26 protein-coding genes, 1 other RNA gene and 7 pseudogenes are annotated in these 26,341 nt (G+C 36.7%); 26 read left to right on the plus strand and 8 right to left on the minus strand.

Features of this window, described 5'->3' with window-relative positions:
• Positions 1–89: 89 nt before the first annotated feature.
• The 5 genes and pseudogenes from OWR28_RS11000 to OWR28_RS11020 all read left to right on the plus strand — a co-directional run bounded on the left by OWR28_RS11000 (position 90) and on the right by OWR28_RS11020 (position 3,221).
• Positions 90–925 (plus strand): annotated as a pseudogene (locus OWR28_RS11000) (1,4-dihydroxy-2-naphthoyl-CoA synthase).
• 87 nt (positions 926–1,012) lie between these two features.
• Positions 1,013–1,942 (plus strand): 1,4-dihydroxy-2-naphthoate octaprenyltransferase, encoded by a 930-nt coding sequence (menA, locus tag OWR28_RS11005; protein ID WP_332386640.1) that lies wholly within the window; start codon positions 1,013–1,015, stop codon positions 1,940–1,942.
• Between the two features lie 19 nt (positions 1,943–1,961).
• A complete protein-coding gene (locus OWR28_RS11010) occupies positions 1,962–2,204 on the plus strand; it encodes an SRPBCC domain-containing protein (protein ID WP_332386641.1) in 243 nt (80 codons plus the stop codon).
• Positions 2,186–2,407: a hypothetical protein gene (locus tag OWR28_RS11015; protein WP_332386643.1), complete on the plus strand. Its 222-nt coding sequence runs from the start codon at positions 2,186–2,188 to the stop codon at positions 2,405–2,407. The genes OWR28_RS11010 and OWR28_RS11015 overlap by 19 nt, the downstream gene beginning before the upstream one ends.
• A 128-nt stretch (positions 2,408–2,535) precedes the next feature.
• Positions 2,536–3,221, plus strand: a pseudogene (locus OWR28_RS11020) (metal-dependent hydrolase).
• Between the two features lie 114 nt (positions 3,222–3,335).
• On the opposite strand, the gene ffs reads toward OWR28_RS11020, so the two are convergent.
• Positions 3,336–3,433: signal recognition particle sRNA small type (gene ffs / locus OWR28_RS11025), an RNA gene on the minus strand.
• Between the two features lie 131 nt (positions 3,434–3,564).
• On the opposite strand from ffs, the gene OWR28_RS11030 reads away from it, so the two are divergent.
• The 14 genes and pseudogenes from OWR28_RS11030 to OWR28_RS11095 all read left to right on the plus strand — a co-directional run bounded on the left by OWR28_RS11030 (position 3,565) and on the right by OWR28_RS11095 (position 15,163).
• Positions 3,565–4,167 (plus strand): DUF4199 domain-containing protein, encoded by a 603-nt coding sequence (locus tag OWR28_RS11030; protein WP_332386644.1) that lies wholly within the window; start codon positions 3,565–3,567, stop codon positions 4,165–4,167.
• A gap of 16 nt (positions 4,168–4,183) precedes the next feature.
• Positions 4,184–5,133 (plus strand): annotated as a pseudogene (locus tag OWR28_RS11035) (glycosyltransferase family 2 protein).
• Positions 5,133–5,525 carry a hypothetical protein gene (locus OWR28_RS11040; RefSeq protein ID WP_332386645.1) on the plus strand — a complete coding sequence of 131 codons (393 nt, stop codon included), beginning with the start codon at positions 5,133–5,135 and terminating at the stop codon, positions 5,523–5,525. The pseudogene OWR28_RS11035 and the gene OWR28_RS11040 overlap by 1 nt, the downstream one beginning before the upstream one ends.
• Before the next feature lie 114 nt (positions 5,526–5,639).
• The gene (locus OWR28_RS11045; RefSeq protein ID WP_332386646.1) at positions 5,640–6,023 is read left to right on the plus strand and encodes a hypothetical protein; all 384 of its coding nucleotides are present in this window, start codon (positions 5,640–5,642) and stop codon (positions 6,021–6,023) included.
• Between the two features lie 191 nt (positions 6,024–6,214).
• Positions 6,215–6,915: pseudogene (locus OWR28_RS11050) on the plus strand (GIN domain-containing protein).
• Positions 6,916–7,184: 269 nt separating this feature from the next.
• A pseudogene (locus OWR28_RS11055) lies at positions 7,185–8,899 on the plus strand (phospho-sugar mutase).
• 16 nt (positions 8,900–8,915) lie between these two features.
• On the plus strand, positions 8,916–9,827 hold the full coding sequence (locus OWR28_RS11060) for a hypothetical protein (RefSeq protein ID WP_332386647.1): 912 nt from the start codon (positions 8,916–8,918) through the stop codon (positions 9,825–9,827).
• Between the two features lie 21 nt (positions 9,828–9,848).
• Positions 9,849–11,102 (plus strand): pyridoxal phosphate-dependent aminotransferase, encoded by a 1,254-nt coding sequence (locus tag OWR28_RS11065; protein WP_332386648.1) that lies wholly within the window; start codon positions 9,849–9,851, stop codon positions 11,100–11,102.
• 111 nt (positions 11,103–11,213) lie between these two features.
• Entirely contained in the window at positions 11,214–11,804 is a 591-nt protein-coding gene (locus tag OWR28_RS11070) for a hypothetical protein (RefSeq protein ID WP_332386649.1), read from the plus strand.
• Between the two features lie 358 nt (positions 11,805–12,162).
• On the plus strand, positions 12,163–12,885 hold the full coding sequence (kdsB, locus tag OWR28_RS11075) for a 3-deoxy-manno-octulosonate cytidylyltransferase (RefSeq protein WP_332386650.1): 723 nt from the start codon (positions 12,163–12,165) through the stop codon (positions 12,883–12,885).
• 96 nt (positions 12,886–12,981) lie between these two features.
• Positions 12,982–13,644, plus strand: a complete 663-nt coding sequence (locus tag OWR28_RS11080) for a histidine kinase (RefSeq protein ID WP_332386651.1) — start codon at positions 12,982–12,984, stop codon at positions 13,642–13,644.
• A gap of 131 nt (positions 13,645–13,775) precedes the next feature.
• The gene (locus OWR28_RS11085) at positions 13,776–14,252 is read left to right on the plus strand and encodes a glutathione peroxidase (protein WP_332386652.1); all 477 of its coding nucleotides are present in this window, start codon (positions 13,776–13,778) and stop codon (positions 14,250–14,252) included.
• A gap of 9 nt (positions 14,253–14,261) precedes the next feature.
• A complete protein-coding gene (locus tag OWR28_RS11090) occupies positions 14,262–14,696 on the plus strand; it encodes an ADP-ribosylglycohydrolase family protein (protein WP_332386653.1) in 435 nt (144 codons plus the stop codon).
• Positions 14,660–15,163: an ADP-ribosylglycohydrolase family protein gene (locus tag OWR28_RS11095; RefSeq protein ID WP_332387445.1), complete on the plus strand. Its 504-nt coding sequence runs from the start codon at positions 14,660–14,662 to the stop codon at positions 15,161–15,163. Before OWR28_RS11090 ends, OWR28_RS11095 begins: the two co-directional genes overlap by 37 nt.
• A 4-nt stretch (positions 15,164–15,167) precedes the next feature.
• On the opposite strand, the gene OWR28_RS11100 is transcribed toward OWR28_RS11095, so the two are convergent.
• Positions 15,168–15,824, minus strand: a complete 657-nt coding sequence (locus tag OWR28_RS11100) for an NAD(P)H-binding protein (protein ID WP_332386654.1) — start codon at positions 15,822–15,824, stop codon at positions 15,168–15,170.
• A gap of 114 nt (positions 15,825–15,938) precedes the next feature.
• Here OWR28_RS11100 and OWR28_RS11105 point away from each other — a divergent pair.
• The 3 genes and pseudogenes from OWR28_RS11105 (at position 15,939) to OWR28_RS11115 (ending at position 16,861) form a co-directional block, all read left to right on the plus strand.
• Positions 15,939–16,291, plus strand: a pseudogene (locus OWR28_RS11105) (MmcQ/YjbR family DNA-binding protein).
• Positions 16,292–16,370: 79 nt separating this feature from the next.
• The gene (locus OWR28_RS11110) at positions 16,371–16,511 is read left to right on the plus strand and encodes a hypothetical protein (RefSeq protein WP_332386655.1); all 141 of its coding nucleotides are present in this window, start codon (positions 16,371–16,373) and stop codon (positions 16,509–16,511) included.
• Between the two features lie 212 nt (positions 16,512–16,723).
• The gene (locus tag OWR28_RS11115; RefSeq protein ID WP_332386656.1) at positions 16,724–16,861 is read left to right on the plus strand and encodes a hypothetical protein; all 138 of its coding nucleotides are present in this window, start codon (positions 16,724–16,726) and stop codon (positions 16,859–16,861) included.
• A 71-nt stretch (positions 16,862–16,932) separates the two neighbouring features.
• Here OWR28_RS11115 and OWR28_RS11120 read toward each other — a convergent pair whose 3' ends face one another.
• Genes OWR28_RS11120 through OWR28_RS11130 form a run of 3 tightly spaced genes read right to left on the minus strand, consistent with a single transcriptional unit; the run spans position 16,933 to position 18,828 of the window.
• Positions 16,933–17,619, minus strand: coding sequence for a hypothetical protein (locus tag OWR28_RS11120; protein WP_332386657.1), 687 nt, complete (start codon positions 17,617–17,619; stop codon positions 16,933–16,935).
• A gap of 32 nt (positions 17,620–17,651) precedes the next feature.
• On the minus strand, positions 17,652–17,918 hold the full coding sequence (locus OWR28_RS11125) for an acyltransferase family protein (RefSeq protein WP_332386658.1): 267 nt from the start codon (positions 17,916–17,918) through the stop codon (positions 17,652–17,654).
• On the minus strand, positions 17,902–18,828 hold the full coding sequence (locus OWR28_RS11130) for a bifunctional riboflavin kinase/FAD synthetase (protein WP_332386659.1): 927 nt from the start codon (positions 18,826–18,828) through the stop codon (positions 17,902–17,904). The genes OWR28_RS11125 and OWR28_RS11130 overlap by 17 nt, the downstream gene beginning before the upstream one ends.
• 205 nt (positions 18,829–19,033) lie before the next feature.
• Between OWR28_RS11130 and atpD the strand changes: the two genes are divergently transcribed.
• The 4 genes from atpD (at position 19,034) to OWR28_RS11150 (ending at position 21,808) form a co-directional block, all read left to right on the plus strand.
• On the plus strand, positions 19,034–20,542 hold the full coding sequence (gene atpD / locus OWR28_RS11135) for a F0F1 ATP synthase subunit beta (RefSeq protein WP_002979246.1): 1,509 nt from the start codon (positions 19,034–19,036) through the stop codon (positions 20,540–20,542).
• Between the two features lie 88 nt (positions 20,543–20,630).
• Positions 20,631–20,912, plus strand: coding sequence for a FoF1 ATP synthase subunit delta/epsilon (locus OWR28_RS11140; protein WP_041461756.1), 282 nt, complete (start codon positions 20,631–20,633; stop codon positions 20,910–20,912).
• A 180-nt stretch (positions 20,913–21,092) separates the two neighbouring features.
• Positions 21,093–21,500 (plus strand): hypothetical protein, encoded by a 408-nt coding sequence (locus tag OWR28_RS11145; RefSeq protein ID WP_332386660.1) that lies wholly within the window; start codon positions 21,093–21,095, stop codon positions 21,498–21,500.
• A gap of 47 nt (positions 21,501–21,547) precedes the next feature.
• A complete protein-coding gene (locus OWR28_RS11150) occupies positions 21,548–21,808 on the plus strand; it encodes a hypothetical protein (RefSeq protein WP_332386661.1) in 261 nt (86 codons plus the stop codon).
• Between the two features lie 398 nt (positions 21,809–22,206).
• Here the strand turns inward: OWR28_RS11150 and OWR28_RS11155 are convergent.
• The 3 genes and pseudogenes from OWR28_RS11155 to OWR28_RS11165 all read right to left on the minus strand — a co-directional run bounded on the left by OWR28_RS11155 (position 22,207) and on the right by OWR28_RS11165 (position 26,341).
• Positions 22,207–24,394: pseudogene (locus tag OWR28_RS11155) on the minus strand (B12-binding domain-containing radical SAM protein).
• 166 nt (positions 24,395–24,560) lie between these two features.
• Positions 24,561–25,253 carry a hypothetical protein gene (locus OWR28_RS11160; RefSeq protein ID WP_332386662.1) on the minus strand — a complete coding sequence of 231 codons (693 nt, stop codon included), beginning with the start codon at positions 25,251–25,253 and terminating at the stop codon, positions 24,561–24,563.
• Positions 25,254–25,462: 209 nt separating this feature from the next.
• Complete coding sequence (locus OWR28_RS11165; protein WP_332386663.1) at positions 25,463–26,341, minus strand: DMT family transporter; 879 nt, start codon at positions 26,339–26,341, stop codon at positions 25,463–25,465.

Below are 26,341 nucleotides of genomic sequence, written 5' to 3' on the forward strand. Positions count from 1 at the left end.
TTCAAAATTTCTGTTTTTAGAGATGAACCTTAAATTTCACCTTCAGAAATTCTCTGTAATTCCGTATCTTTGAGAAAAATTTTTATAAGATGATCGAGTGGAAAACCGCCAAGGAATACGAAGATATTACCTATAAAAAATGTAACGGGGTAGCAAGAATTGCTTTCAACAGACCTGAGGTACGTAATGCTTTCAGACCTAAAACAACTTCGGAATTATACGATGCTTTTTATGATGCCTATGAAGATCCTTCAATAGGGGTTGTATTGCTTTCAGGAGAAGGGCCAAGTCCTAAAGACGGAGGATGGGCATTTTGCAGCGGAGGAGATCAGAAAGCCAGAGGACACCAGGGATATGTAGGAGAAGATGGAAGACACCGTTTGAATATCCTTGAAGTTCAGCGTCTGATCCGTTTTATGCCAAAAGTAGTTATTGCAGTGGTTCCGGGATGGGCAGTTGGTGGAGGACACTCACTTCATGTAGTATGTGATCTTACGTTGGCAAGTGAAGAACATGCTATTTTCAAACAAACAGATGCTGATGTTACAAGTTTCGATGGTGGTTACGGCTCTGCTTATCTTGCTAAAATGGTAGGACAGAAAAAGCCCGTGAAATTTTCTTTTTAGGAAGAAATTATTCCGCTCAGGAAGCTTTCGAAATGGGAATGGTAAATAAGGTAGTTCCTCATGCAGAATTAGAAGATACAGCTTACGAGTGGGCGCAGGAAATATTGGCAAAATCTCCGACTTCTATCAGAATGCTGAAATTTGCGATGAATCTTACAGACGACGGTATGGTAGGGCAGCAGGTGTTCGCCGGAGAAGCTACCCGTCTGGCTTATATGACAGAAGAGGCTAAAGAAGGAAGAAATGCATTCCTTGAAAAGAGAAAGCCTAATTTCGGAGAAGATCAATGGATATCTTAAAATTGTAAAAAGTACAATGTAAAATGTATTAATGACATTCATTAATGTATTTACATTGTACATCATGCATTGTACACTATACAAATTATGAAGGATTGGATAAAAGCCGCAAGGCTAAGAACTTTACCGCTTTCTTTAAGCGGGATTATTATGGGAGCTTTCATTGCAAAATGGAGACTTTACGGAGAAGGAGGAACCTGGGACTGGAAGATTTTTGCCCTTGCCCTTTTGGTAACGCTTTTATACCAGATTTTATCAAACTATGCCAATGATTATGGTGACGGGGTAAAAGGAACCGATGCCAAAAGAATCAATGAAGCAGAAGCAAGAGCGGTAGCCTCAGGAAAAATTACGGCAAAACAAATGAAAAATGCAGTGATTCTTTTCGCAGCATTATCATTCATTGCAACCATTGCTTTACTGTACGTAGCTTTCATTCCAAACTATATGAATGAATTCTATATCTTCATAGGATTGGGAGTGGCAAGTATTCTGGCAGCCATCGGCTATACAGTAGGTAAAAAGCCTTACGGATACATGGGGTTGGGAGATATCTTTGTGTTTGTCTTCTTTGGATTGGTTTCTGTGTGTGGAAGCTATTTCCTGTTTACAAAAACTTTCAGCTGGGATATGTTATTACCGGGAACAGCCGTTGGAATGATGAGTATGGCGGTTCTTAACCTGAACAATATGAGAGATATTGAAAGCGACAGATTATCAGGAAAAAACAGCTTTGCTTTGAAAATAGGATTCAAAAATGCCATGATCTATGAAATGGTGCTGTTACAGCTTCCATTATTGCTTATTCTTACGTTTTTAGGAATAAACGGATTCATGCAGGAGCAGAACTATTATGTTTTCATTGTAATGATCCTGTTATTCCCGTTATCAAAACTGAGAAGAAAGATTTTATCTGTAAAAGAGCCGAAAGAATTAGATCAATATTTAAAGCAGGTAGGGATCATGACTTTTGTAATGGCAGTCCTTACAGCAGCCGGACTTAATTTATTTCACTAAAAATCCAAAATATTATATCATGAATTCTAATGCATATGTTGACGCTCAAATGCTTATCCGAAAATCGGTTGAAGATGTTTTTGAAGCATTCATCAATCCGGAAGTGACCACTAATTTCTGGTTTACCAAATCTACCGGAAGACTGGAAGAAGGTAAGACCGTTACCTGGGAATGGGAAATGTATGGAGTAAAAAATGTAGTGAAGGTTCACCAGATTATTCCGAACCAACTGATCAGAACAGAATGGGAGAGCCTTCAGTAAATGTAGACTATGAATTCAAAACCATGGAAAAAGGAACTCTTGTTATCATTAAAAGCTATGGATTCAGCCAGACAGGTGAAGAGCTGCTGAAAGTGATTAATGACAATACAGGAGGTTTTACAACGGTATTAGACGGTTGTAAAGCCTATCTGGAGCATAGAATAAAACTCAATCTGATTGAGGATAAGTTCCCATCGAAATAATGAGATTAAAGAAAATACGGATGGCACGAATGCTTTCACGAACGTCACCGATCTATTGTGCTGTTTGTGAAATTATTTGAGTCATTTGTGTTTAATAATATTTAATAATAATTGAAACTAAATTTAAAATGAAAATACAATTCTTAGGGCAAAATTGTTTCCTGTTCACATACAACGACAAAACAATTCTGAGTGACCCTTTTTACAACTACAAAAAAGCAGAATCAGGCTTTGATATTTCTGCGCAAAAATCGACTACATCCTGTTGACTCATGCACACGGTGACCACATTGCTGATGTAGCAGAAGTATTGCAGTACTATCCTGAAGCTACGATTATCGGAGTTCCGGAAGTATGCGGATATTTCAAGCAGGCTAAAAATACAGATGATGTGAACCTTGGAGGATCAGCAAAAATCGACGATCTTAAAATTTCCATGGTTCCGGCCCACCATACAAGCTCTTTCCCGGACGGAAGCTACGGAGGCGTTCCTGTAGGGTATATCTTCAGACTTCCTGAAGGTAAGAACATCTATTTGGCTGGTGATACAGGAGTAATGGCGGATATGGAGCTGTTCCCGAGATTATACGGAAACATCGATCTTTCTATCCTTCCCATCGGAAGCCACTACACCATGTGCCCGAGAAAAGCTTCTTTTGCAGCAGCAGAGCTTTTAAAAACACCGAAAGTAATCGGATGCCATTTTGATACTTTTCCTGCTATTGAAATCAATCATGAAAGTGCATTAAAGCATTTTGCTGATAAAAATGTAGAACTGGTTTTACCAAAATTAGGAGAGACGTTCGAATTTTAATCAATAACGGAACCGGAGGTAATCTGAAAATTAGAAAAATGAAAATGATGCGTAAGGTATTAAAAACAAAAAAGATAATTATCAAATTACCTCTCTTCTTACTTTAAATCAAAAAAATGGCAAGCTACCTAAATCACACCGCTACGACCGATTACCTTTGCTGCGTTCCCACCCTGGAGGATTCTCAGGAGCTGGTTGTTTAGGACTTGCCGTTGCAAAGGTAGGAATATTTTATAAACTTCAAAACTTTATTAGAGAAAATTAGTTGAAAAAATGCAGTGGTAAAGCTAATTGCCTGACATTTAGAGGGAAAATTTTTCAACTTTTTTCTAAAAATTTAAATATGACGAAAAGTCCATCAACACTAGGAATTATACTTTTTATCGCTACAATGATCGTTTTCTTTGTAGTATATGCTTTTTTCTCAGGAATCAATTATTTTGATATCTCACTGAAAGCCAATGCTTTTATTTTGCCTGTTTTGTATGCCGGAGCTGCTTTCTGGTCTGTAAAATCTTACTGGAACAAGCATCGTGTGGTAAAATTCAAAGAAGCTTTCAAAAGAGCATTCGTACCGATGTTCATCGGAGGAATTCTTTCCATCTTCAGCATTTATGCTTTCTTAAACTTTGTAGATCCTGCTGCCAAAAGCCTGCTGAACTATCAATATGTTCAAAGACAAAAATCAGAACTGGATACAGAATATACCTCTGCAAGAAAAATTCTGAAGCATCAGAAAGATATTGATGAGCTGGATCAGAAATACAAAGAAAGACTACAAAGCTTCACTCCTGAAGCAGTTAAAGGAAAAGATATGCTGACAGCGAGTCATTTTTCAGGATATTTTGCAGCAATTCTTATATTTTACGTAGTTTTGTCAGTGTTTTTCGGAGCGTTTTTCAGAACAAGAACAATACATCAGCCTGAAGAAACAAATCAAGCCTAATTTTTATTAAAATTAAATGAATTTATCTATAGTTATTCCGTTACTGAACGAAGAAGACTCTCTGGAAGAGCTTTTTCAAGAATCGATAAAGTATGCACAACCAGTAATTTATCTTATGAAATCTGGTTTGTAGACGATGGAAGTACGGATTTGTCGTGGAGCATTATTGAGAATATGAAAGTACAGCATCCTCAGATCCACGCTATTAAATTTTCCAGAAATTATGGAAAATCCCAGGCGCTTCACGCTGCCTTTGAAAGAACAAACGGAGATGTGGTGATTACCATGGATGCCGATTTACAGGATTTCCCTGAAGAAATTCCGGAGCTGTATAATATGGTGATCCATGATAATTATGATATCGTTTCCGGTTGGAAAAAGAAGCGTTTTGATAATGTGATGACGAAAAATATTCCGTCAAAACTATTCAACGCTGCAGCAAGAAAAGTATCAGGAGTTTATCTTCACGATTTCAATTGCGGTCTGAAGGCCTATAAAAGACAGGTGGTAAAATCGGTTGATGTATATGGAGATATGCACCGCTATATTCCGGTATTGGCTGCCAATGCAGGATTCAGAAGAATTACGGAAAAAGAAGTACAGCATCAGGCAAGACCTTACGGAACTTCGAAATTCGGAACGGAAAGATTTATCAGAGGATTTCTGGATTTGATAACCCTTTGGTTTGTAAGCCGTTTCGGGGGAAGGCCAATGCATTTCTTCGGAGCAGTAGGAACTTTAATGTTTATTGTCGGTTTTCTTTCTGCACTTTGGCTGGGAATTTCTAAACTGATTGATGTCGCCAGAGGAATTTACGGACATTTAATCACCAATAATCCATGGTTCTATATTGCCCTAACAATGATGATTATGGGAACGCTGCTTTTTATCGCAGGATTCTTAGGAGAAATGATTATCCGAACCAACCGTGAGCACAAGAATTATAATATTGATGAAGTGATATAATGGAAGAAAAGCTGCCGAAAATTTATTCTAAGAAAGCCATTTTAGGATTTTCTATTTTTCTTTCCGCACTTTTCGGGGGAGTTTTGTTATACCAGAATTTAATAGAGGTTAACAAAAAGAAAGAAGCATACACCGTACTGGCAATTTCTGTTCTCTTAACGATTATCACAGGAGTTATTGTCAATATTCCGGAAGAACCTAAAAGTTCACTTGCTTATATTTGCGGCCTTGGAGGGGGAAGTTTGCTCTCCTATTATTTTATGCCAAAGTATTTTCCGGACGAAGAAAAATACCCTCAAAAAGCGATATGGAAACCCTTAATTATTGGGGTCGCGATTGTTGCCATCCTTTTGACTTTAATCATTTATGGTGCTTCTGTTGAAAATGGTTAACCATAGAAAAGCTTTAATAGATCATCAATTCTTACAGATTTAGGAATAGAATATAACGAAAAAGCACTCTGTCAGCAGAGTGCTTTTTGTATTTTTATAAAAACTTTTACCTTAATGTTTAAAACCAAATCCATTCTTTTTCATTTTCTTTTATTATTAATGGCTTCATGTTCATCCAGCAAACTTTCCGGTTCCTGGGAGTTTATTGATATTTATGATGGTGAGATCAACCAGACAGATACATTGAAATCCCAGACAAACAATTCCAGGTACGGAACAGGAGTTCTCTCTTTTTATCGAGATCATACCTTCAGTTCTATGGGTGACAGTGGAACTTATCGTGTAGAAAAGAATCTTTTGGAAATGAAGTATGATGATGATGAAAAGGTAACTCCAATGAAAATTTCCTGCATAAACAAAGATCATCTGCTTTTATTTTCAATGGCTGGAAGTCCCAAAACATGGTTTTATAAAAAAGTAAAGAAGAATAGCAGATAAGTCTCTTCCTGAGAAGCAGAAAATTGAAAATTATCAGGTATTTTATTGTCAAAAGACAAAGATTTTTAGAAATTTTAATCCTATTTTTGTTCGGAGTAATTATTGAAGGTCCGGTGAGAGACAGGAAAAGCCTTTCTGAGATTTTCAGTAAAAATCGTTGCGATTGTAATGTAGAATATTTAAAATTAAATATGAAAAAAGTTGTATACACATTAATGCTGGCGGCACTGGTTTCCTGCGGAAAAGTTTCTCCAAAAGGAAATATTGAAAAGAAAGATGTGGATGTACCGGAATTCGTAAACCTTGATCTGGAAGGCAAATTCCGTGTATTTTATGCCAGAGGGCCTAAAAATTTTGTAGAAATAGAAACCTACCCGAATGTGGCCGGCAATCTGGATGTGGACGTGAAAGACAAAACACTTTTCATTAAAGAAAAAAGAGGGACAAAGGGAGTAGATTTTTATAATGTAACGATCTATTCAAAATATAACCTTGAAAAAGTAGCGGTTTCAGACTCTGTGGAAATGAATATTTCAAGCGAGATTAAAACCGATAATTTCAGGCTTGCTATGAAGAACAATGCCAGCTTCATGGGATCTGTAAACACCAGAAGGGCAGAAGTGGAAATGCAGAACAGAAGCCGTGCTAATTTTTAGGATTAACAAAAGAAGCGGTTATAAAAATCTCAGATACAGCGAGTTTAATTGCTCCTTACTGGAAGATCACCAATCTGAATATCGATTCTAAAAACGGGAATTATGCAGAAGTAAATGTAAAAGATTCTTTAAAAGGACACATTCAGAACACTGCAAAATTTGTCTATTATAACGATCCGATCAGGGCTTTTAAGATTGATAAGACGACGAAAGTCGAGAATAAGAAATTAGAGTGATTAGGCGGGAAGAGAGCTGGAAGCTGGTAGGAATGTAGTTTATCATACCTCTTGTATTCCAGATTAAACCTCTTCTTCCAAGTTTGAAAAATAAAAAATAGAAAAAATAAAACAAAGCCGGAATTTTGAAGCCAGGCACCATGTAACTTCCTGCCTCCAGCTTCCCACTTCCAGCTTCATAAACAAAATAATAAATCAAAAGCTGATGGCTGAGCTTGGATAAAAACAACTTCCATCTTCCTGCCTCCAGCTTCCAAACTAAATTAAATATGAATACACTAGAAAAAGCGAAACTTTGGTTAAGTGATACCTTCGATAAAGAAACGAGAGATGCTGTACAATTACTGATTGACAGCAATTCCCTGATCTGGAAGATTCTTTCTACAGAGAACTGGAATTCGGGACAGGAGGAATGCGCGGGATAATGGGAGTAGGGACCAACCGCTTGAATAAATATACGTTAGGCCAGGCTACACAAGGATTGGCGAACTATATGCTGCAGCAGTTCAAGGGAGAGGAAATTAAAGTGGCCATCGCTTATGATGTTCGTAATAACTCAAAAGAATTCGGGAAGCTGGTGGCAGATGTTTTGACAGCAAACGGAATTAAAGTATTGCTTTTCAAAGACCACAGACCGACACCTGAATTATCTTTCACTGTTCGTGATAAAAAATGTAACGGAGGAATTGTACTGACAGCCTCTCATAATCCGCCGGAATACAATGGCTACAAAGTATACTGGAATGACGGAGCACAGATTGTTCCACCTAATGATGAAGCGATTATCAAGGAAGTATATTCTGTAAAATTTGAAGAAATTAAATTCAACGGAAATGATGATCTGATTGAGTGGATCGGAGAAGAGCAGGATGATGTATATATCGATGCTTGTATTGAAAACTCTACTTATCAGGATGTTGGAAAAGAAAATTTAAATATTGTTTTCACATCTATCCACGGAACAACCTATACAACCGTTCCTAAAGCCCTTGCAAAAGCAGGATTTAAAAAAGTAGATCTTGTTAAAGAGCAGATGATCCCAAGCGGAAATTTCCCGACAGTAGATTCTCCAAATCCGGAAGAACCTGCAGCGCTTGAAATGGCAATGGATCTGGCAAGAATCACCAATGCAGACATTGTGATCGGAACAGACCCGGACGGAGACCGATTAGGGATTGCAGTAAGAAACCTTGATGGCGAAATGCAGCTTTTGAACGGTAATCAAACCAATACCATCCTTACTTACTATATCCTGAATGAATGGAGAAAGCAGGAAAGAATTACAGGAAAAGAATTTATAGGTTCTACGATTGTAACCTCGGATATTTTCTTTGACATAGCACAAAAATTCGGAGTTGAATGTAAAGTAGGCCTTACCGGATTCAAATGGATCGGAAAAATGATCCGTGAAGCAGAAGGAAAACAGAAATTTGTGTGTGGCGGTGAAGAAAGTTTCGGATTTATGACCGGAGATTTCGTTCGTGACAAAGATTCCTGCGGTAGTATTCTTTTAGCATGTGAAATTGCAGCCTGGTGTAAAGCCAATGGAAGAACTATGTACCAGTACATGATCGAGATTTATGAAGATCTTGGTATGTATTACGAAGGATTGATCAATATTGTTAGAAAAGGAAAAGAAGGTGCCGAAGAAATTCAGAATATGATGAAAAACTTCCGTGAAAATCCTCCTAAAGAGTTAGCAGGATCACCGGTAGAGGAAGTTAAGGATTTCAAGGAGCAGACAAGCCTTACCGTTTCTACAAACGAGAAAAAAATAATGAATGATATTCCTGCATCCAATGTATTGATCTATTACACACAGGATGGAACAAAAGTATGCGTGAGACCATCAGGAACAGAACCCAAAATCAAGTTTTATGTTTCTGTAAAAGATTCTATCACTTCAGAAGCAGATTTCAGAGATAAATTAAAATCATTGGAAGCTAAAATCGGAGCCGTTAAAACAGATTTGAAACTGGATTAATTTCCCGAAGCAGCAGATGGTCAAAAAAATAATAGCAGTTTGCTTACTCTCTGCAGCCGTAGTTTCCTGTAAAAAGGAAACTGCAGCTGCAGGAATAAAGCAGAATAACGATTCAATTGCCCGAGCTGAACCCCAAGAAGATCAGTACAAACCGATAGATACAGCCTGTTCACCTGCCAGCAAAACGGAGGATTATATCACCTCACTTCAATGGTACCGGACAAAAATCGAAAAAGAAATGGCCGGAAATAATCCGGAACAGAATGACAGAGTATATGAAGATTATTTAAAAATAAGAGATAAGTATACAGAATGTCTGATGAACTTGCATGCTGATATTTTGGATAAATATGTAAATTATTATGATCCTGATAAGGATCGGTACAACTTTCCGGACAATATTAAAAATATAGCTTCAGAACTGAAAAAAGCAGGTCTTGAATTCAGGGAAGTAGGAGAAGGAATGACTGAAATATGGACTGTTCCGGGATATTATTCTTCTTTGTTTAAGAATAAGGTAACTCCGGATTATGAAGCCTATATTTTACAGAATGACAAAGAAAGTGAATCCAATTATGCCGCGGACGCAGGACTGATGATTTCCTGGGAACAGCTGGGAGACAGATTGATATTCTGGGAGAATTTTATGAATAAATACCCTGGAAGTAAGCTTGTAAAGGATGTAAAACAGGGGTATAAAATGTATTTGTCTGATTATCTTTTAGGAATGGATAATACACCTGCCTTCGAAAGAGATTTGGATAAAGGAACCGGAAAACTGTACGATGAAAACAGAGCGGAATTTAACAGGATTATCACAAAATATCCGAATTCCAATACGGCAAAAAGAGCAAAAGAAGCAATAGCCCTTTTTGATGCACAAACACCGGTAGATCAAATATATGAGAAGATCAACAGCGAACGATAATATAAATTTTAAATAAAAAAAGTGAAAGTTTCAAAATTAGCAGCGAACCTGATCGGTTCTGAAATTGTAAAAATTGGTAACGAAGTAAATGACTTAAAAGCAAAGGGAGCGGAAATTGCCAATCTTACTATTGGTGATCTGAATTCTAATATCTATCCTATTCCGGCATTGCTGAAGGAAGAGATTCAGAAAGCTTATCAGAATAATCTGACGAACTATCCTCCTGCAAACGGACTTTTATCTTTAAGAAAAGAAGTTTCCAAAGACCTTAAAAAAAGATGGAACCTGGATTATTCTCCTGAGGATATTTTAATTACTGCAGGATCAAGACCTTTGATCTATGCTGTATACAAAACCATCGTAGATGAAGGAGATAAAGTAGTATATCCTACACCATCATGGAACAACAATCACTATGCTTACCTTACTTCAGCCAATGCTGTAGAAGTAAAAACAAAACCTGAAACCAATTTCCTTCCGACTGCTGATGACCTGAGACCTCACCTGGACGGAGCTGTTTTATTAGCACTTTGTTCACCATTGAACCCTACCGGAACAATGTTTACAAAAGAACAGCTTTCAGAAATCTGTGAACTGGTAATCGCTGAAAACAACAAAAGAGGAGCTGATGAAAAACCGTTGTACCTAATGTATGACCAGATCTATTCTTGCCTTACTTTTGGAGCAGAGCATGTAGATCCTGTTTCTCTTTTCCCTGAAATGAAAGACTACACCATCTACATAGACGGTATTTCAAAATGCCTTGCAGCAACCGGAGTCCGTGTAGGATGGGGATTTGGCCCTTCTCATATTCTTGATAAAATGAAGGCGCTTCTGACGCACGTTGGAGCATGGGCGCCAAAACCTGAACAGGAAGCAACCGCTAAATTCTATGAAAATCCGGAGAACGTGAATACTTTTGTTAACGATTTTAAAGCTAAGCTTGAAGAAAGTTTAAAAGTTCTTCATAACGGAGTTCAGGATTTGAAAGCAAAAGGTCTTTCTGTGGACAGTATCGAGCCGATGGGAGCACTTTATCTTACCATTAAGCTTGATTATATCGGAAAAACAAAACCTGATGGAGCTGTTATCGGAAACTCTTCAGATCTGGTATTCTACCTGATTAATGAAGCAGGTGTTGCTTTAGTACCATTCTCAGCCTTTGGGGAAGAAAAATCAGAACCTTGGTTCCGTGCTTCTGTAGGAGGATTGGCAGTGGATGAGATCAAAGTAATGCTTCCGAAACTGGAAAATGCTTTGAACAATTTAAAGTAACCTTCAGATAAATAAATGCTTCGACTCTGTCCGGCATGACATCGTTAAAACATGAATCAGTATTAGCATTGTCACGTTGAACAGAGTCGGAGCATTTTTATATAGAAAACCATGAAACTTCCACGAAAATCTTTTATTGAGACAAAATATTTGTTTTTTTCAACACTGGCAATTATAGCAATAGTTATAGTAAGCGTATGGCTTGCAGGAAAAGCAGACCATCGTTCATTATTTCAAAATTCTATTTTATCAACCTCCATTTTGGCTGGAGGATTCTTTCTGTTCATCACCCTGGGATTATATTCTGGCTTGAAATTAAAAGATAACGTCGGAAATATTTTAAATAAAGAAAGATTACAACGATATGCTGATAAAACACCTAAATTTGAAGGTTTTGATATTGATCTTCCAGATGCAGGTGATGGGATAGGAGGAGCTATTCTTGCCATTCTTTTGTGGATTATATTTTCTATTCTACTCATCTTCCTTTCCTATTTCCTGGGCCTTTTCTTTTGGTCAGCCGTATTATTGTTAATTGCTATTTTGTATTGGGTATTTTTCAGAGCACTGCGGTTAGTTTTCAGAAATTCAGGGAAATGCAAAGGAAATTTATTAAAAAGCCTGGGATTCGGGCTGTTCTATTCTTTTCTCTATATTGCCTGGATGTATGGAATTATTTTTCTGATTGAATATTTAAACTGATAACATAAAAATTAAATAAATATTAAAAGTTAAATAACAGCTTTGTAAGACACTCAGCCAGGAGCTATCTTTGGGATTACACACCTAAATATAAAAAGTTGAAAATTACAACGATAAGAAAACTGAGATTTCTATAGGAAAAACAAAATATAATCTCAACTTTGTGGCATCCCGCCAATGGGAATACAATATGATAGGGGTAAAACTCTCTTTTTAGGCTGCTGAAATCTCTGTTTTGTATAGTAAATAAGATACTTTTCACTACATTTGATCTCAATAAAAAGGAAACATTACAGCTTGGTATATGCTGAAATGGAAACCTGTTGAATTAAAGAGAATTACTTAATATTTTTACTGAATGAAAATAATCGCTGTTATTCCTGCCCGCTACGAAGCCAGCCGTTTTCCAGGAAAACTGATGCAGATTTTAGGAGAAAAAACCGTTATTACCACAACGTATCAGAATGTAGTGGAAACCGGGCTGTTTGATGAAGTATTTGTCGCTACAGACTCTGAAATTATTTTTGACGAAATTCAAAAAAATGGAGGAAAAGCCGTAATGACAGGCCGGCATGAGACCGGAAGCGACCGTATTGCCGAAGCAGTACAGCATATAGATTGTGATATCGTGATCAATGTTCAGGGAGACGAGCCTTTCCTAAAATTAGAACCTTTACAGCAGCTGATAGAAGTTTTCAGACATGATGATCAACAGGAAATCTCTTTAGCTTCTTTAAAAATACAGCTGCATGAAAAAGAAGAAATAGAAAACCCGAATAACGTAAAAGTGATTACGGATAACAATGGTTTTGCTTTGTATTTCAGCCGTTCCGTAATTCCTTTTCACAGGGAAGTTTCTTATGATGTAAGCTATTTTAAGCATATTGGAGTTTACGCTTTCAGAAAAGAAGCCTTGCTTCAGTTTTCAAAACTGGCTATGAAACCTTTGGAAATATCCGAAAAAATAGAATGCATCCGCTATCTTGAATACGGAATGAAAATCAAAATGATTGAAACCAATTTCATAGGAGTGGGCATAGATACCCCGGAAGATCTGGAAAAAGCCAGAAAACTGATTTAAAAATATTGAAGGCAAAAAAAGCAAATGATCAAACGCTCTTTTGCCTTTTGTAATTTTACAGAAATCCCCCTATATTTGAATTTATAAATAAAATTAATGAAGAAGTTATTATTAGTATTCGGACTGATATTTTCGCATGTCGCATTTGCACAGACCGCAAAGGAAATTATTGACAAAAACATTGAATTCTCCGGAGGATTAACCAATTGGAAATTATTGAATTCGGTATTGCTTCAGGGAAAAGTAATTTTAGGAATCAAAGATGAATATCCGATAAAAATCTATCAGCAACGTCCGAATCTTACTAAAACATTGATTACTACCGGTGGAAAAGAAACCGCAATTGAAGGCTATGACGGAACTAAAGGCTATGCCATGAATTATGCAGCCAATAAGCTTCAGGAATATCCAGAATATGTTCCGGAAAGTTTTGACAATGACTTCATTGATTGGGAAAACAAAGGTTTTGAGGCCAGATATCTTGGAAAAGAAAAAGTAGGAGAGATCTACTGCCATAAGGTTGAACTGACCAAGAATGTCAATAAGAACATGTATTATTTTGATGCAAAGACATATATGCTGATCAAAGAAGTGAAAAAAGATGAAACACTTGTATATTCTGATTTTAAAAAAGTTGGAAACCTTATCATGCCTTTCAGAATAGAATCATCAAGTGCTAAGAAAGACGGAGATTATGTGATGCTGCTCAACAGAATTGATATCAACAAAGTGTTTCCTGCAAATATTTTCAAGTTTTAATCAACTGCGGTTCGCTGCAAAAAATTATAAAAAATGAAAAAAATTTTTTACTGCTGTTTTCATTCATCGCATTTCTGCAAAGCTGCACCAACCAAAAAAGTGAAGTTTCTAAAGCTAAAACCAATGAACTTATGGGAAAAACAATATACGACTTCAAAGTAGAAAGTCTTGATGGTAAAGAAATCAATTTTGCTGATTTCAAAGGAAAGAAAATCCTGATTGTCAATACCGCTTCAGAATGTGGATTTACCCCGCAGTATGCAGATCTTGAAAAAGTATACGAACAGTATAAAGATAAGCTGGTAGTGGTAGGTTTCCCTGCCAATAATTTCGGAGGCCAGGAGCCTGGAACGAACACTGAAATCGGGGCTTTCTGCCAGAAAAACTATGGTGTAACATTTCCTATGGCTGCAAAAGTATCTGTAAAAGGTGATGATACAGCTCCTATCTTTAAGTATTTAACAGAGAAAGAGCTAAACGGAGTAAAAAATACAAGCATCCTTTGGAACTTTACCAAATTCCTGGTTGATGAAAACGGAAAACTGATCGATTCTTTTGTAAGCACTACAAAGCCAACAGATGAGGCAATTACAAAGTATCTGAAATAAGAAATATATATGGATTTTTTGGATCGGTTTGAAGCCTGTATTATTAGAGGAGCAATTGGAGATGCGTGGGGAAGCAGCTATGAAAATGAAATAGAAACCGATGATTCACATATTTATTATTTAGGAAAAAAGAGCATAAAGCGAAGAGTCTGGAGTATTACAGATGATACACAAATGACACTGGCAACCTGTGAGGTTCTGTCTGATAGCTTTACTCCTGAAAATCTTATCAATAGATTTATAGAATATTACAGAAGTCGCAAATTAACAGGTATTGGCGCTTCTACACTTAAGGCAATTTTAGATACTGAAGCAGGTCTTCATTGGAGTCAGGCTGGACGAATCGGAGAGTTTGCTGCAGGAAACGGAGGAGCGATGAGAATTGCTCCTTTTGCTTTTTCTCAGATATTACAAGACAGAATGTTTACGAAGCATGTAAATTAACACATAGAAATGATGAAGCCTTTGCTGGAGCTTTGGCTGTTTTTCTTTCTATAAAAGCTATCCTCAATTCTGACTGGAATGGAAAAAATAATCTTTTTGATATTATTATTCCAGAAATTCCTGATACAAATGTAAGAGACAGGTTAATCGAAATCAATTCAATTGGAAATAACGCTTCAATTTCAGAAATATCAAAATTGGGCAATAATGGCTATGTTGTTAATTCAGTTCCTTTTGCAATTTATTGCTCAACCAAAATTATTGATTTAGGTCTGGAAGAAATGTTGAAACAAATTATCTTTTCGGGAGGAGATACAGATACCAACGCTTCAATTGCCGGACAAATTGCCGGAACATTGATCGGAACTGAAAATATTCCTTATGAATTAATTTTAAAACTTAGGAAATTACCCGATTACAAATGGATCAAGCAGGTTATTGATACAACAAAACACAAGATAAGGTAAAATATTATTGGTTGCTTTTTTCCGCAAAACAGAAAATATTCCCCAGTTTTATACTGGAATAGCCGTTGCTTTTTATTTTCGAAGAATTAATCATAGCCTTTGCCAGGATATCAGTCGGCAGAGGTTTTTGACTTTCCAGCAGTCCAAGTTTATTGGCAAATTTTATAATGCGGCTGCCTAACACCTCTCCCGTTCTCTCAGAATTTTTTCGCTCAAGCATTCCCGGTTTGAAAATAGTGATCTTATTAAAATGTAACTGTTTTACAGCTTCTTCAAGTTCACCTTTCATTTTGGAATAGAAAATTTTAGACTGTGGGTTAGCTCCGTAAGCTGATACCAGAATATAATCTTCCACATTGTTCTCTTTCGCTGCTTTTGCAAACTCATATTGATAATCAAAGTCTACTTTCTTTTGGGCTTCCTTGCTTCCGGCATCCTTTAAAGTAGTTCCCAGACACGAAAAAGCAACATCCCCTTTTACCATATCTTTCCATTCTTCAGGTTTTTCAAAATTCACAACATGAACCTTAAGCTTATCATTTTGAATATCAACAGGCTTTCTGACGAAAATATCCACTTCATCAAATTCTTTATCATTGAGTAACTGATTCACCAGATCTTTTCCTGTGGCACCTGTAGCACCTATTACCAGAGCTTTCATAATAATTGTGATTTTGTGAGATTATTCTTTCTTAAATTTACTAAATTTGAATTAAAGAGTAAAGAACTAATTTAATCATTACTCATTATTGATCACTCATTACTCATATTGAATATGGATGCCAACGAAATTTTAGATTACTGCCTTGCTAAAAAGGAGTTACGGAAAGTTTTCCGTTTGATAACGAAACACTTGTAATGAAGGTAGACACCAAAATGTTTTTATTGATGGGGCTTGAAAGGCAGCCGCTGGCGATCAATGTAAAAACAGATCCCGAATGGAGTGCAGAGCTTCGTGAGCAGTATCCACAGATTACAGGTGCATACCATATGAACAAAACTCACTGGAATTCTGTAACAGTAGATGGATTGAAAAGAGAGCTGATCTTTAAACTTATTGACCAATCCTATGATCTGGTTTTTAAATCCCTGACTAAAAAAGCTCAGAATGAAGTCAATTCTTTATAAAGAATAAGAAATAACACAGGGTATGGTATTTGTTATCTTTCAGCAGTGAAATATGTATTTAATAATAAATAAATAACAAATGAGAAATCACCTTTTATTATTCGTAACGGCCGGAACATTGATGCTGGCAAGCTGTACCAAGCCGGTAAATAAAAACACTGACACAAAAACAAATCTGCTGTACCAGCTTCTGAAAAAACTCCCGGAACTCTTAAAATAGAATTTTCAGGGACAGATCAATTCACCATAAAAAGTGCCCTGCTCAAAGTAAGCTTATATGGGATAGATGAAAAGCTGGCTGATGCCCCTGCCACATTAATTACAGAACAGGAATATGAACAGAAGTCGGTACCTTTTACCATCAATCTGCCTATACCTGAAGATGCAGAAAGCAAGATTAATCCAAAGCCAACAGGTCCTGCCAAATATTATGTGGCGATAAGCTGGGATTCTGACGGCAACGGGAAAGCCGGCGAAAAAGGCGATATTGTTATAGACTATGACAAGCAGTTTCCGAATGTGAAACTGAATAATGAAACTCAGAAAATCTACTTAAAAGTATTGAAATAAATCAAAAGGCTATTCCGTGAGAATAGCCTTTTCTGTAAATAAATCTTTATATCCTAATGCTTTCTTTTCGATCAGATGCCAGGAAATATACCCCAGGAGAATTGAAAGCGGTAATGAAAATATAAACAGCATAGCTGTATCCAGTTTAAAAAGTACATCAGGGCCTGCTGGATCGGGAAGGAATAAATATAAATCCCGTAAGATGTATCACCAATCACTTCTCCTACCTTATTGAGATACCGGGTAGAACTCTTACCAATAAGTATGACAAGCAGAGGCAGGGTAATATAACAGGTATATCTGAAGATGTTTAAGTATAGACTCCCTACAAGAACGATAAAGGAAAGTATAATGAGAATGTTTTCTGTTCTTTTATTGGTGTTCAGATAAGTCAGTACCATTCCTCCGGCGAAAAAGCACATCAGATTGTAAAAATGATTGCTTCCCAATGCCAACTTGTGAAACAATCCGTAAAGAAAATAAGGATGGAAGATGCTTAAAATATAGCTTGATATAAATAGCAGAATGACAACAATTTTCACAAAAGTCTTTTCCCGGATAAAGAAAAGGAACGATACCATAACATACATACTGAATTCATAGCAGATCGTCCATAAGCTCCCGTTGATACTATGCTTATAGGGGTTGGTTTCAAAAACGCCATCAATGCCTTTCTGACGGAAGAATAAAGTAAGATTCTGAGGAATATAAGTATATACGGAAGTATTCTTTAAATACGGAACCGTACTTTCATACACAGCCGGGGCCAGTAATACGGTAAGGAAAAGTACTACCAGGAGTGCGGGAAAAGTCTTAACAGTCTTTTCCAGTAAAAATCCGGAAGACCTTTGCAGCGAAGCAGACTTTTAAAAATCAAATATCCGGAAATAATGAAAAAACCATGAACCCCCAGATAAGAAAATTCCATTTGTCCGTGGGTGAGTTGTGACAGAGGATCGCCTTGGGCAGCTCCTGAAAGAGCATAGGAATGGGTAATGACAACAAGACTTGCAAAAACCAGCCTTAAAAAGTCAAAATTATTACTCCTTGAAATCATATTCCTGTGTTAATCTTTTATCCTCATCCAGTCTTTCAATCAATTTGTCAAGACCTTCAAATTTGATTTCATCATGAAGAAAATCCCTGAAACTTACCGTAATCTTTTCGTCATAAATATCATCATCAAAATCAAGGATATAAACCTCCACAGTTAGTTTTTCTCCGTTTACCGTCGGATTGGTTCCAATGCTCAGCATTCCTTTGTATTGGTTGCCTTTTACAAACACCTCTACAATATAAGCTCCTTTTTTAGGTAAAAGCTTGATAGATTCCGTATCAATATTGGCTGTTGGATATCCTATAGTCCTTCCGATTTTCTTGCCATGCACTACAGTTCCGGAAACAGAATAAAAATAGCCCAGCATTTCGTTGGCTTCTTTAATATTGCCTGCTAAAAGCGCATTACGCACTTTTGTGGAACTGATGTTGTTTTCATGGATATTGATAGCCTCCATTTGTTCAACCTCAAAATCAAGTTCTTTTGACAATTTTTGAAGAAGCTCAAAATTTCCGCTTTTGTTTTTTCCGAAAGAATGGTCATATCCTATAATAAGGTATTTTACATTGAGCTTATCAATTAAAATCTGACGTACAAACTCTTCTCCGGTCAGGTTTCTGAATTCTTCATCAAATTCTTTCAGGAACAGATTATCAATGCCATATTTTTCAACCAGCTGTTTCTTTTCTTCCAGGGTATTCAGAAGCTTTAAATCTTCGTTAGGATTAAAAACAAACCTTGGGTGCGGCCAGAAAGTAAGGATAGCAGTTTCCAGATTGTTTTCTGTACCTATTTTAGCCAGCTCATCGATAATACTTTTGTGTCCGAGATGTACCCCGTCAAACATTCCTAAAGATAATGCTAAAGGCTTTTGTGAGGAATAATCTGTAAAATTCTTGAAAACTTTCAAAACGGAAAAATTTTGATTGCAAATATAGATATAATGTAACAATCTATCAATATAACGATGTATCAATATTTCGGAAGGCAAAATATGAGTGTGGGAGAGGTAAATTGCTGTATTGGTAAATTTGCAAAAGCATGATAAAAATCTTTTTTTACCAATTGCGGGTTTATGAAGAATCACTATATTTGCACCAAGAAAAAATTTAGCAATGGCAAACCAAATTAAAGGTAAAATTTCTCAAATTATTGGTCCGGTAATCGACGTTGTCTTCACAGATGTGGAAGCTGTTCCAGCAATCTATGACGCGTTAGAAATTACAAAAGAAAACGGTGAAAAAGTAGTTTTAGAGGTAGAACAACATATTGGCGAAGATACAGTAAGATGTATTGCAATGGACGCTACTGACGGTCTTAAGAGAGGACAAGATGTAATCGGATTCGGAAATCCTATTATGATGCCAATCGGAGAGGCTGTAAACGGAAGACTATTCAACGTTGTTGGTGATGCTATCGACGGACTTCAAGATATTTCTAAGGATGGTGGTCTTCCAATTCACAGACCAGCTCCAAAATTTGATCAATTATCAACTTCAGCAGAAGTTTTATTTACAGGTATTAAAGTAATCGACTTAGTTGAGCCTTATGCAAAAGGAGGTAAAATTGGATTGTTCGGTGGTGCCGGTGTAGGTAAAACAGTATTGATCCAGGAGTTGATTAACAATATTGCAAAAGGACACGGAGGTCTTTCTGTTTTCGCCGGAGTAGGTGAAAGAACGAGAGAAGGAAATGACCTTTTGAGAGAGATGTTGGAATCAGGTATCATCAAGTATGGTGATGATTTCATGCACTCTATGGAAAACGGAGGTTGGGATCTTTCTAAAGTAGATTTAGAAGCGATGAAAGATTCAAAAGCTGCATTCGTTTTCGGACAGATGAACGAGCCGCCAGGTGCAAGAGCTAGAGTAGCCCTTTCCGGTCTTACATTAGCTGAGTACTACAGAGACGGTGGAGAAAGCGGACAAGGTAGAGACGTACTTTTCTTCGTAGACAACATCTTCCGTTTTACACAGGCTGGTTCTGAGGTATCTGCACTTCTTGGTCGTATGCCATCAGCGGTAGGTTACCAACCGACACTTGCTTCTGAGATGGGTGCGATGCAGGAAAGAATTACTTCAACTAAAAACGGTTCAATTACTTCAGTACAGGCGGTATACGTACCTGCGGATGACTTAACTGACCCGGCTCCTGCAACTACGTTTGCTCACCTTGATGCAACTACGGTACTTGACAGAAAGATTGCTTCATTAGGTATCTATCCAGCGGTAGATCCACTGGCTTCTACTTCAAGAATCCTTGCTCCGGAAGTTATTGGTCACGATCACTATAACTGTGCTCAAAGAGTAAAAGAAATCCTTCAAAGATATAAAGCACTTCAGGATATCATCGCGATCCTTGGTATGGAAGAACTTTCTGAAGAAGATAAAGCGGTTGTATACCGTGCAAGAAAAGTTCAGAGATTCTTATCTCAGCCTTTCCACGTAGCAGAGCAGTTTACAGGTATCCCGGGATCATTGGTAGACATCAAAGATACCATCAAAGGATTTAACATGATTATGGATGGTGAATTAGATCACTTACCAGAAGCAGCTTTCAACCTGAAAGGAACTATCGAAGAAGCTATCGAAGCAGGACAAAAAATGTTGGCTGAAAACGCTTAATAATTAGACATAAAGATAACAGATACAAGACATGAGACTTTAAGGTTGTCTGAAATCTGAAATCTGAAATCTTCCAATCTAAATTAAAATGAATATAAAAATTTTAACACCAGAATACGTAGTTTTTGAAGGTGAAGTAGACTCAGTGTTATTGCCTGGAAAAAATGGTGAATTCCACATCATGAAAAACCACGCAGGAATTGTTTCTTCTTTGGTAGGAGGTGATGTAAAGCTTTTTGCTAATTCTATTGATGAGGCTTTTGCTAAAAACTTCACTAAAGAATCTGGAAAAGACTCTGTTTTTGCTTATGCTATCAAAAGCGGTGTTGTAGAATTTAATCATAATAAAGGCATTATCCTTTGTGAATAATTAAATGAAAAGCTAAATATATTTTCAAGAAAGTGTAACTTTGTGTTACACTTTTTTATTGATGTAAAAGTCTGATTCTATGAAGAAAAGTATAATCATATTCTTTACAGTTCTGAGTGTTTTCCTTCATGCTCAGAATATCAAAACCAAGAGGGGATTATTAATATAGACGGCATTCCGGTGGCTAAGCTATCCAACAAATCCAGCGAATATACTTTTATGGATCTGAAGGAGACCCCGATATACACGATAAAGTTTATTGATAAAAGTATTGTTGACTCTGTACGTGACAGTTATATCAGTATCAACAGGGTATACAACAGGGATAAAACTATTGAAGTAGACTATTCATCCCCTTCTGCATTTTCCGGAGAAGAAAAATCTGCAGTTTTTACTTCAGTTAAAGATCTTAAAATCATTGATAACAAAGGCATTAATGTCAAAAATCTTGATGAGCTTTTTTCCAATGTTCCGAAAAGGAAACTGGACGCTAAAACAAAAGACGCTTATGCGATCAGAAAGAAAATAGACAAGATGAATATTGAGGTCAATAAAGTGGGGAGATTCTCAGCAATGGTGTTCCTGTAGGCTATTTTACCAATTTACCTGTTAGCTTCGGTTCAGAAGATACAATCATGGATAAAACCCCTATAGATATTGAGATCTATGATGCCAAAAGCAAGCTTATCGGAAGATATATCACCACTACAAAACAGCTGAAAACAGCTGGAGGGAAGTCTTTTACAATCTATAGAGAAATGTCCGGCAGAGCTTCAATCCTGAAATTCCCAACCTATAAAGCATTGGCAGAGCGCATGGCTATTATGGATCCTAATTTTATTAAAGTTCAGGAGAAAGTATCTGTGGGTACCGTATCAAAAGAAACTCCCAATTAATTAAGCATTAAAATAAAAATATTAATATCAATAGGAACGGGCTTTAGCCCGTTTTTTTATTATGGATTAAATTCATCCGGCTTCAGCCAAAACCTATAGTATAGAAATCTTATTGATCATTTGCTGAATAACCACCCCGTCAAAAATTCTTTGAATTTCGACACCCCTCTGGAGGAGGGGAATATTTTGCCGTTTTATTTATGATATTTAGAAGTTGGATTTGATTGTTTAGGTTTGAAAAAGTAGAAGATTTTATTCTCTCAAATCAAAATCAAGATCTGTGTAAATCCATGAAATCTGTAGGAGATCATAATTCAATAGAAGCAGATGTTATTCGTTCAGAAAAAATTCACAAAATTCTGCAATCTCAAAAATCCCTGAGAAAAAGCGGTAAATTTTTATAAACTCAAAATCACTCCGTTTTCCTTCAATTGCTGTATCGGTTTTGAGAACCAAAACAGTTCAAAATCATCAAAATTTTCTTCAAACTGATTCTTAAGTTGTTGAACTGTAGGTTTTTTAGAATTTTCAATAGCATTTTCTTCCAATACATTCATCAGCCATTCAGCTTTTTCCTGTTCCAGCTCAATCTTTACAATATTGGTTTTTAAATGGAATGTAAGCAGCGTATACGTACCAGAATATTTCTTTTTATTTTTTATGCGATTCTCAGCGATTACATTTTTCGTAAGAAAGACAACTTTGGAATTGGCCTTCAATTGAAACTGTCCATCTTCCAAAAGACAGTCGTGAATATAATCCGGATGAATGGTTGTTCTTGGAATTTTAAAATCAAACCATTCCTGAAGCGGCAGTTCAAAATTGACTCCATGCATATAATTGAACAGAGATTTTTTTAATCCGAAGCTAAACTTGTTATGATCGATTCCTGTTTTATCTTTAAAATCCACATCATTATTGGCAAACAAATTTCCTGCTTTACGGGAACCACTCCAAAATCTTCCGGGCTCATTCCAACAGGCGAATGTGCCGTCATAGCAAACTGATGCCAGAAACCACTTTGTAGAATACCCATCTCAAACATCTGTCGAACCATTTCTAATGAATCAACAGTTTCCTGAACGGTTTGGGTAGGATAGCCATACATCAGATAAGCATGAACCATAATTCCGGCCTCCGTAAAATTTCTGGTTACTTTGGCAACCTGTTCCACAGAAACTCCTTTATCAATTAATTTCAGCAGCCGGTCACTGGCCACTTCAAGCCCACCGGAAACAGCAACACATCCTGAAAGTTTCAGAAGATAGCATAAATCGCGGGTAAAGCTTTTTTCAAAACGGATATTCGTCCACCAGGTAACCACCAGGTTTCTTCGGAGGATTTCCAGGGCCACTTCTCTCATTAAGGCAGGTGGGGCCGCTTCATCCACAAAATGGAATCCTGTTTCGCCGGTTGTCCTGATCAGTTCTTCAATCCGGTCTACCAGAATTTTAGCAGAGATGGGCTCATAGATCTTGATATAGTCTAAAGAAATATCGCAGAAGGTACATTTTCCCCAGTAACATCCATGTGCCATCGTCAGTTTATTCCACCTTCCATCGCTCCATAAACTGTGCATGGGGTTGGCGATTTCGATAACGGAAATATACTGATCCAGTTTTAGATCTGTATAGTCGGGAGTTCCTATTTCGGACTGTTTAAAATCATGTCTTTTAGAATTGTTCTTATAGACAACTACATTATTTTCGAGTAGAAAAGTTCTTTTAAATTCACCTTCTTCCGTAGTGGCTTCTAAATTCTGATGAAGTAATTCCAAGGGAAGTTCCCCGTCATCTAATGTAATAAAATCAAAAAACTCGAAGACTCTCTGGTCTTTAACTTCTCTTAATTCTGTATTGGGAAAGCCTCCTCCCATTGCAATTTTAATATGAGGATAATGCTTTTGATCCATTGTGCACATTTGAAACCTGAATACAGATTACCCGGAAACGGTATTGAAAAACAAACCAGCTTCGGCTGTATGGTTTCGATTTTTTCCTGAAGAATTTTTAAAGTAAACTCATCAATAAAGGTGGGTTCACCTGATAACTTAGAATGTAATTCATCAAATGAGTTGGCACTTTTTCCAAGACGTTCGGCATATCTGCTGAAACCGAAATCAGCATCGATATTTTCTACAATATAATCGGAAATATCTTCTAAATAGAGCGTTGCCAAATGTTTGGCTTTATCCTGAAGTCCCATATTTCCAAAAGCAAATTCCATATCATCCAGCTGGTTGAAGCGGGACGCTTCGGGAAGAAAATTCATGCTGCAGATCTGTCTTGCCAATGTTGGTGTTTTGCCCTGTAAAAAAGGAATAACCTGGTCTATCGTTTTTAAATATTCTTCTCTTAAAGCATAAATTCTCTGAGAGTTTTCAGAGGTATTCTGAAGATCAATTTTTTTATTGAAAACCTTCTGAATTCCGTCTTTTGAAAATAAATCCAAAATAACATCGATCCCCAGATCTACCTGATAACTGGAAATATTTTTGGTATTTAAAAACCCTTTAATATAAGCCGTTGCAGGATAAGGAGTATTAAGTTGGGTAAAAGGCGGAGTAATAAGAAGCAGGTCTTTCAACAGAAATTTTTGCAAAGTTATTCCAAAGTTTTTTAGAAAAAATTTTTCCCCTGATTATAAACAATGAGGAAAAGACTTTAGAGCTCCGGCTTATTGCAATTTCTGTCTCAAAACAAATCAGCAGGCTTAATAAATAAATTATCCGGAGGATTATTTTCAATAAAGCTTAAAAAGCATCTTCATCGAAATATCCGTCCTGATCAAGAATTGCAGGATTCAACAATGCCATTTCACTGGATTTTTCGAGACTGATATTCTCAATGAATTTTCCGGTTTTCCCGGTTATTTCATTATGAAAACTGATTAAATATCTGGAGTAAATATTTCCTTCAGCTACGGTGTAATGCCCGTTTTCTGCAATAAGCGCGGTCATAATACTGCCTCCGGTATAGGTTTCATTATCATTCCCCGATGCCCCGAACAATACTCTGGCAGTAATGGTTCCTGAACAGTATAAAGAACCGTTGATGATTATATTTTCTGCCTGTATATTACCGGTTACAATAAGAACAATATAGTCTTCCACATATAGTTTTCCGGATAAATGAAGATCACCCTCTATAAGAACAATTTTATATCCTTCGCCTTCTTTGGTAATCAGTTCGAGAGAAGTATTGTTTTCACTTTCTGTGAGGACAATTTCAGGGGCATCATTTTCATGATTGGTTTCCAGAGAGGCTTCTCTTATTTTCTCTGCAATTTCATCATCCAGCATTTCAAGAAATTCAGCAAGACTTTCTTCATCTAAGGGGCTTTCATTGAAAAAGTTGTTTTCAAGAGCTTCATGGGTGATATTGTATAATTTTTCTGAGTTTGCTTTAATTCTATTATATAATTGATCTTTAGTAAGTTTCTGCAATTCTTTCATAGGCTTTTATAATCAATGCATTTATCTGTTATAGAAGGGGAACACCTATCAATAGACACCTGCAATATAGTCAGATTAATTTTGTTATGCCAGAGGCCATAATGGATTGTTGAATTTTTTTCAATCGATCAATAGATATAGATGGTTACTTTTTAATTAAATGGTGTGATCTTATTGATATCATTTCAGGATAATATAGTCTAGGCATGATTCAGTTTTTTACGATCTGTAATTACATTTAAGGTAACTCCTAACAGGATCAGTGTAATCCCGATCAATAAGTTATTGGTGAATTTCTCATGAAACATCAGGACACTTACCAATACGGCTACTACTGGTTCCAGCGCACCCAGAATAGCAACAGGAGTAGATCCGATATATTTGATAGCATATACCAGACAAAGACTGGAGATTACCGTTGTGAGAAATGCAAAAATAAGAAAGTTAATGAAAATCTCAGCCGAAGGGATAGCGAAGGATGCATGAGCCATTGCAGCTTTGCTCATAAAGAACATGGATGTAAAAAGCATAGAATAGAAGGTGAGTTTAAACCCTGAAACCCTGATGTTTGATTTGTTGACAATCACCATATACAGAGCATAAAAAAGCGAACTGAGCATTACAATTCCCAATCCTGTAAAATTGATTTCCAGCCCGTTTCCTTTCGTACATAAAACAATAACCCCGGCAAAAGCAAGAAGTAAAGAAACTATGGATAATCCTGTAAGTTTCTCTTTATAGAAGAAAAACATCAGCAATGCGACAATAACAGGATAAATAAATAAAACGGTAGAGGCAATTCCTGGAGTAAGGAAATCATATCCTAAAAACAGAAACTCTGAAGAAAGCGCATAACAGATACCAAGGATGGCCAGAATTAAAGTTTCTTTTTTATTAATTTTAAAGCTTTCTCTGGAATACAGCAGATATCCTCCCACCATTAAAGCCGAAAAGAAAAATCTGTAAAACAGCGTAATATCCATTGAAAAGTGCGCCTGCTTGACAGGCAGGATAAAAATCGGAATCAGGCCATATGAAACAGCCGACAGAATTCCCAGTGTGTAACCTCTAAGTTTCAT

The organism is Chryseobacterium sp. 1B4 (assembly GCF_036631475.1).
In the GTDB taxonomy this organism is placed as follows: domain Bacteria; phylum Bacteroidota; class Bacteroidia; order Flavobacteriales; family Weeksellaceae; genus Chryseobacterium.

Coding starts and splice junctions, on each gene's coding strand:
- menA (WP_332386640.1), top strand. CDS start 1,013: ATGAAGGATTGGATAAAAGCCGCAAGGCTAAGAACTTTACCGCTTTCT.
- OWR28_RS11010 (WP_332386641.1), top strand. CDS start 1,962: ATGAATTCTAATGCATATGTTGACGCTCAAATGCTTATCCGAAAATCG.
- OWR28_RS11015 (WP_332386643.1), top strand. CDS start 2,186: ATGGGAGAGCCTTCAGTAAATGTAGACTATGAATTCAAAACCATGGAA.
- OWR28_RS11030 (WP_332386644.1), top strand. CDS start 3,565: ATGACGAAAAGTCCATCAACACTAGGAATTATACTTTTTATCGCTACA.
- OWR28_RS11040 (WP_332386645.1), top strand. CDS start 5,133: ATGGAAGAAAAGCTGCCGAAAATTTATTCTAAGAAAGCCATTTTAGGA.
- OWR28_RS11045 (WP_332386646.1), top strand. CDS start 5,640: ATGTTTAAAACCAAATCCATTCTTTTTCATTTTCTTTTATTATTAATG.
- OWR28_RS11060 (WP_332386647.1), top strand. CDS start 8,916: ATGGTCAAAAAAATAATAGCAGTTTGCTTACTCTCTGCAGCCGTAGTT.
- OWR28_RS11070 (WP_332386649.1), top strand. CDS start 11,214: ATGAAACTTCCACGAAAATCTTTTATTGAGACAAAATATTTGTTTTTT.
- kdsB (WP_332386650.1), top strand. CDS start 12,163: ATGAAAATAATCGCTGTTATTCCTGCCCGCTACGAAGCCAGCCGTTTT.
- OWR28_RS11080 (WP_332386651.1), top strand. CDS start 12,982: ATGAAGAAGTTATTATTAGTATTCGGACTGATATTTTCGCATGTCGCA.
- OWR28_RS11085 (WP_332386652.1), top strand. CDS start 13,776: ATGGGAAAAACAATATACGACTTCAAAGTAGAAAGTCTTGATGGTAAA.
- OWR28_RS11090 (WP_332386653.1), top strand. CDS start 14,262: ATGGATTTTTTGGATCGGTTTGAAGCCTGTATTATTAGAGGAGCAATT.
- OWR28_RS11100 (WP_332386654.1), bottom strand. CDS start 15,824: ATGAAAGCTCTGGTAATAGGTGCTACAGGTGCCACAGGAAAAGATCTG.
- OWR28_RS11110 (WP_332386655.1), top strand. CDS start 16,371: ATGAGAAATCACCTTTTATTATTCGTAACGGCCGGAACATTGATGCTG.
- OWR28_RS11125 (WP_332386658.1), bottom strand. CDS start 17,918: ATGATTTCAAGGAGTAATAATTTTGACTTTTTAAGGCTGGTTTTTGCA.
- atpD (WP_002979246.1), top strand. CDS start 19,034: ATGGCAAACCAAATTAAAGGTAAAATTTCTCAAATTATTGGTCCGGTA.
- OWR28_RS11140 (WP_041461756.1), top strand. CDS start 20,631: ATGAATATAAAAATTTTAACACCAGAATACGTAGTTTTTGAAGGTGAA.
- OWR28_RS11150 (WP_332386661.1), top strand. CDS start 21,548: ATGGATAAAACCCCTATAGATATTGAGATCTATGATGCCAAAAGCAAG.
- OWR28_RS11165 (WP_332386663.1), bottom strand. CDS start 26,341: ATGAAACTTAGAGGTTACACACTGGGAATTCTGTCGGCTGTTTCATAT.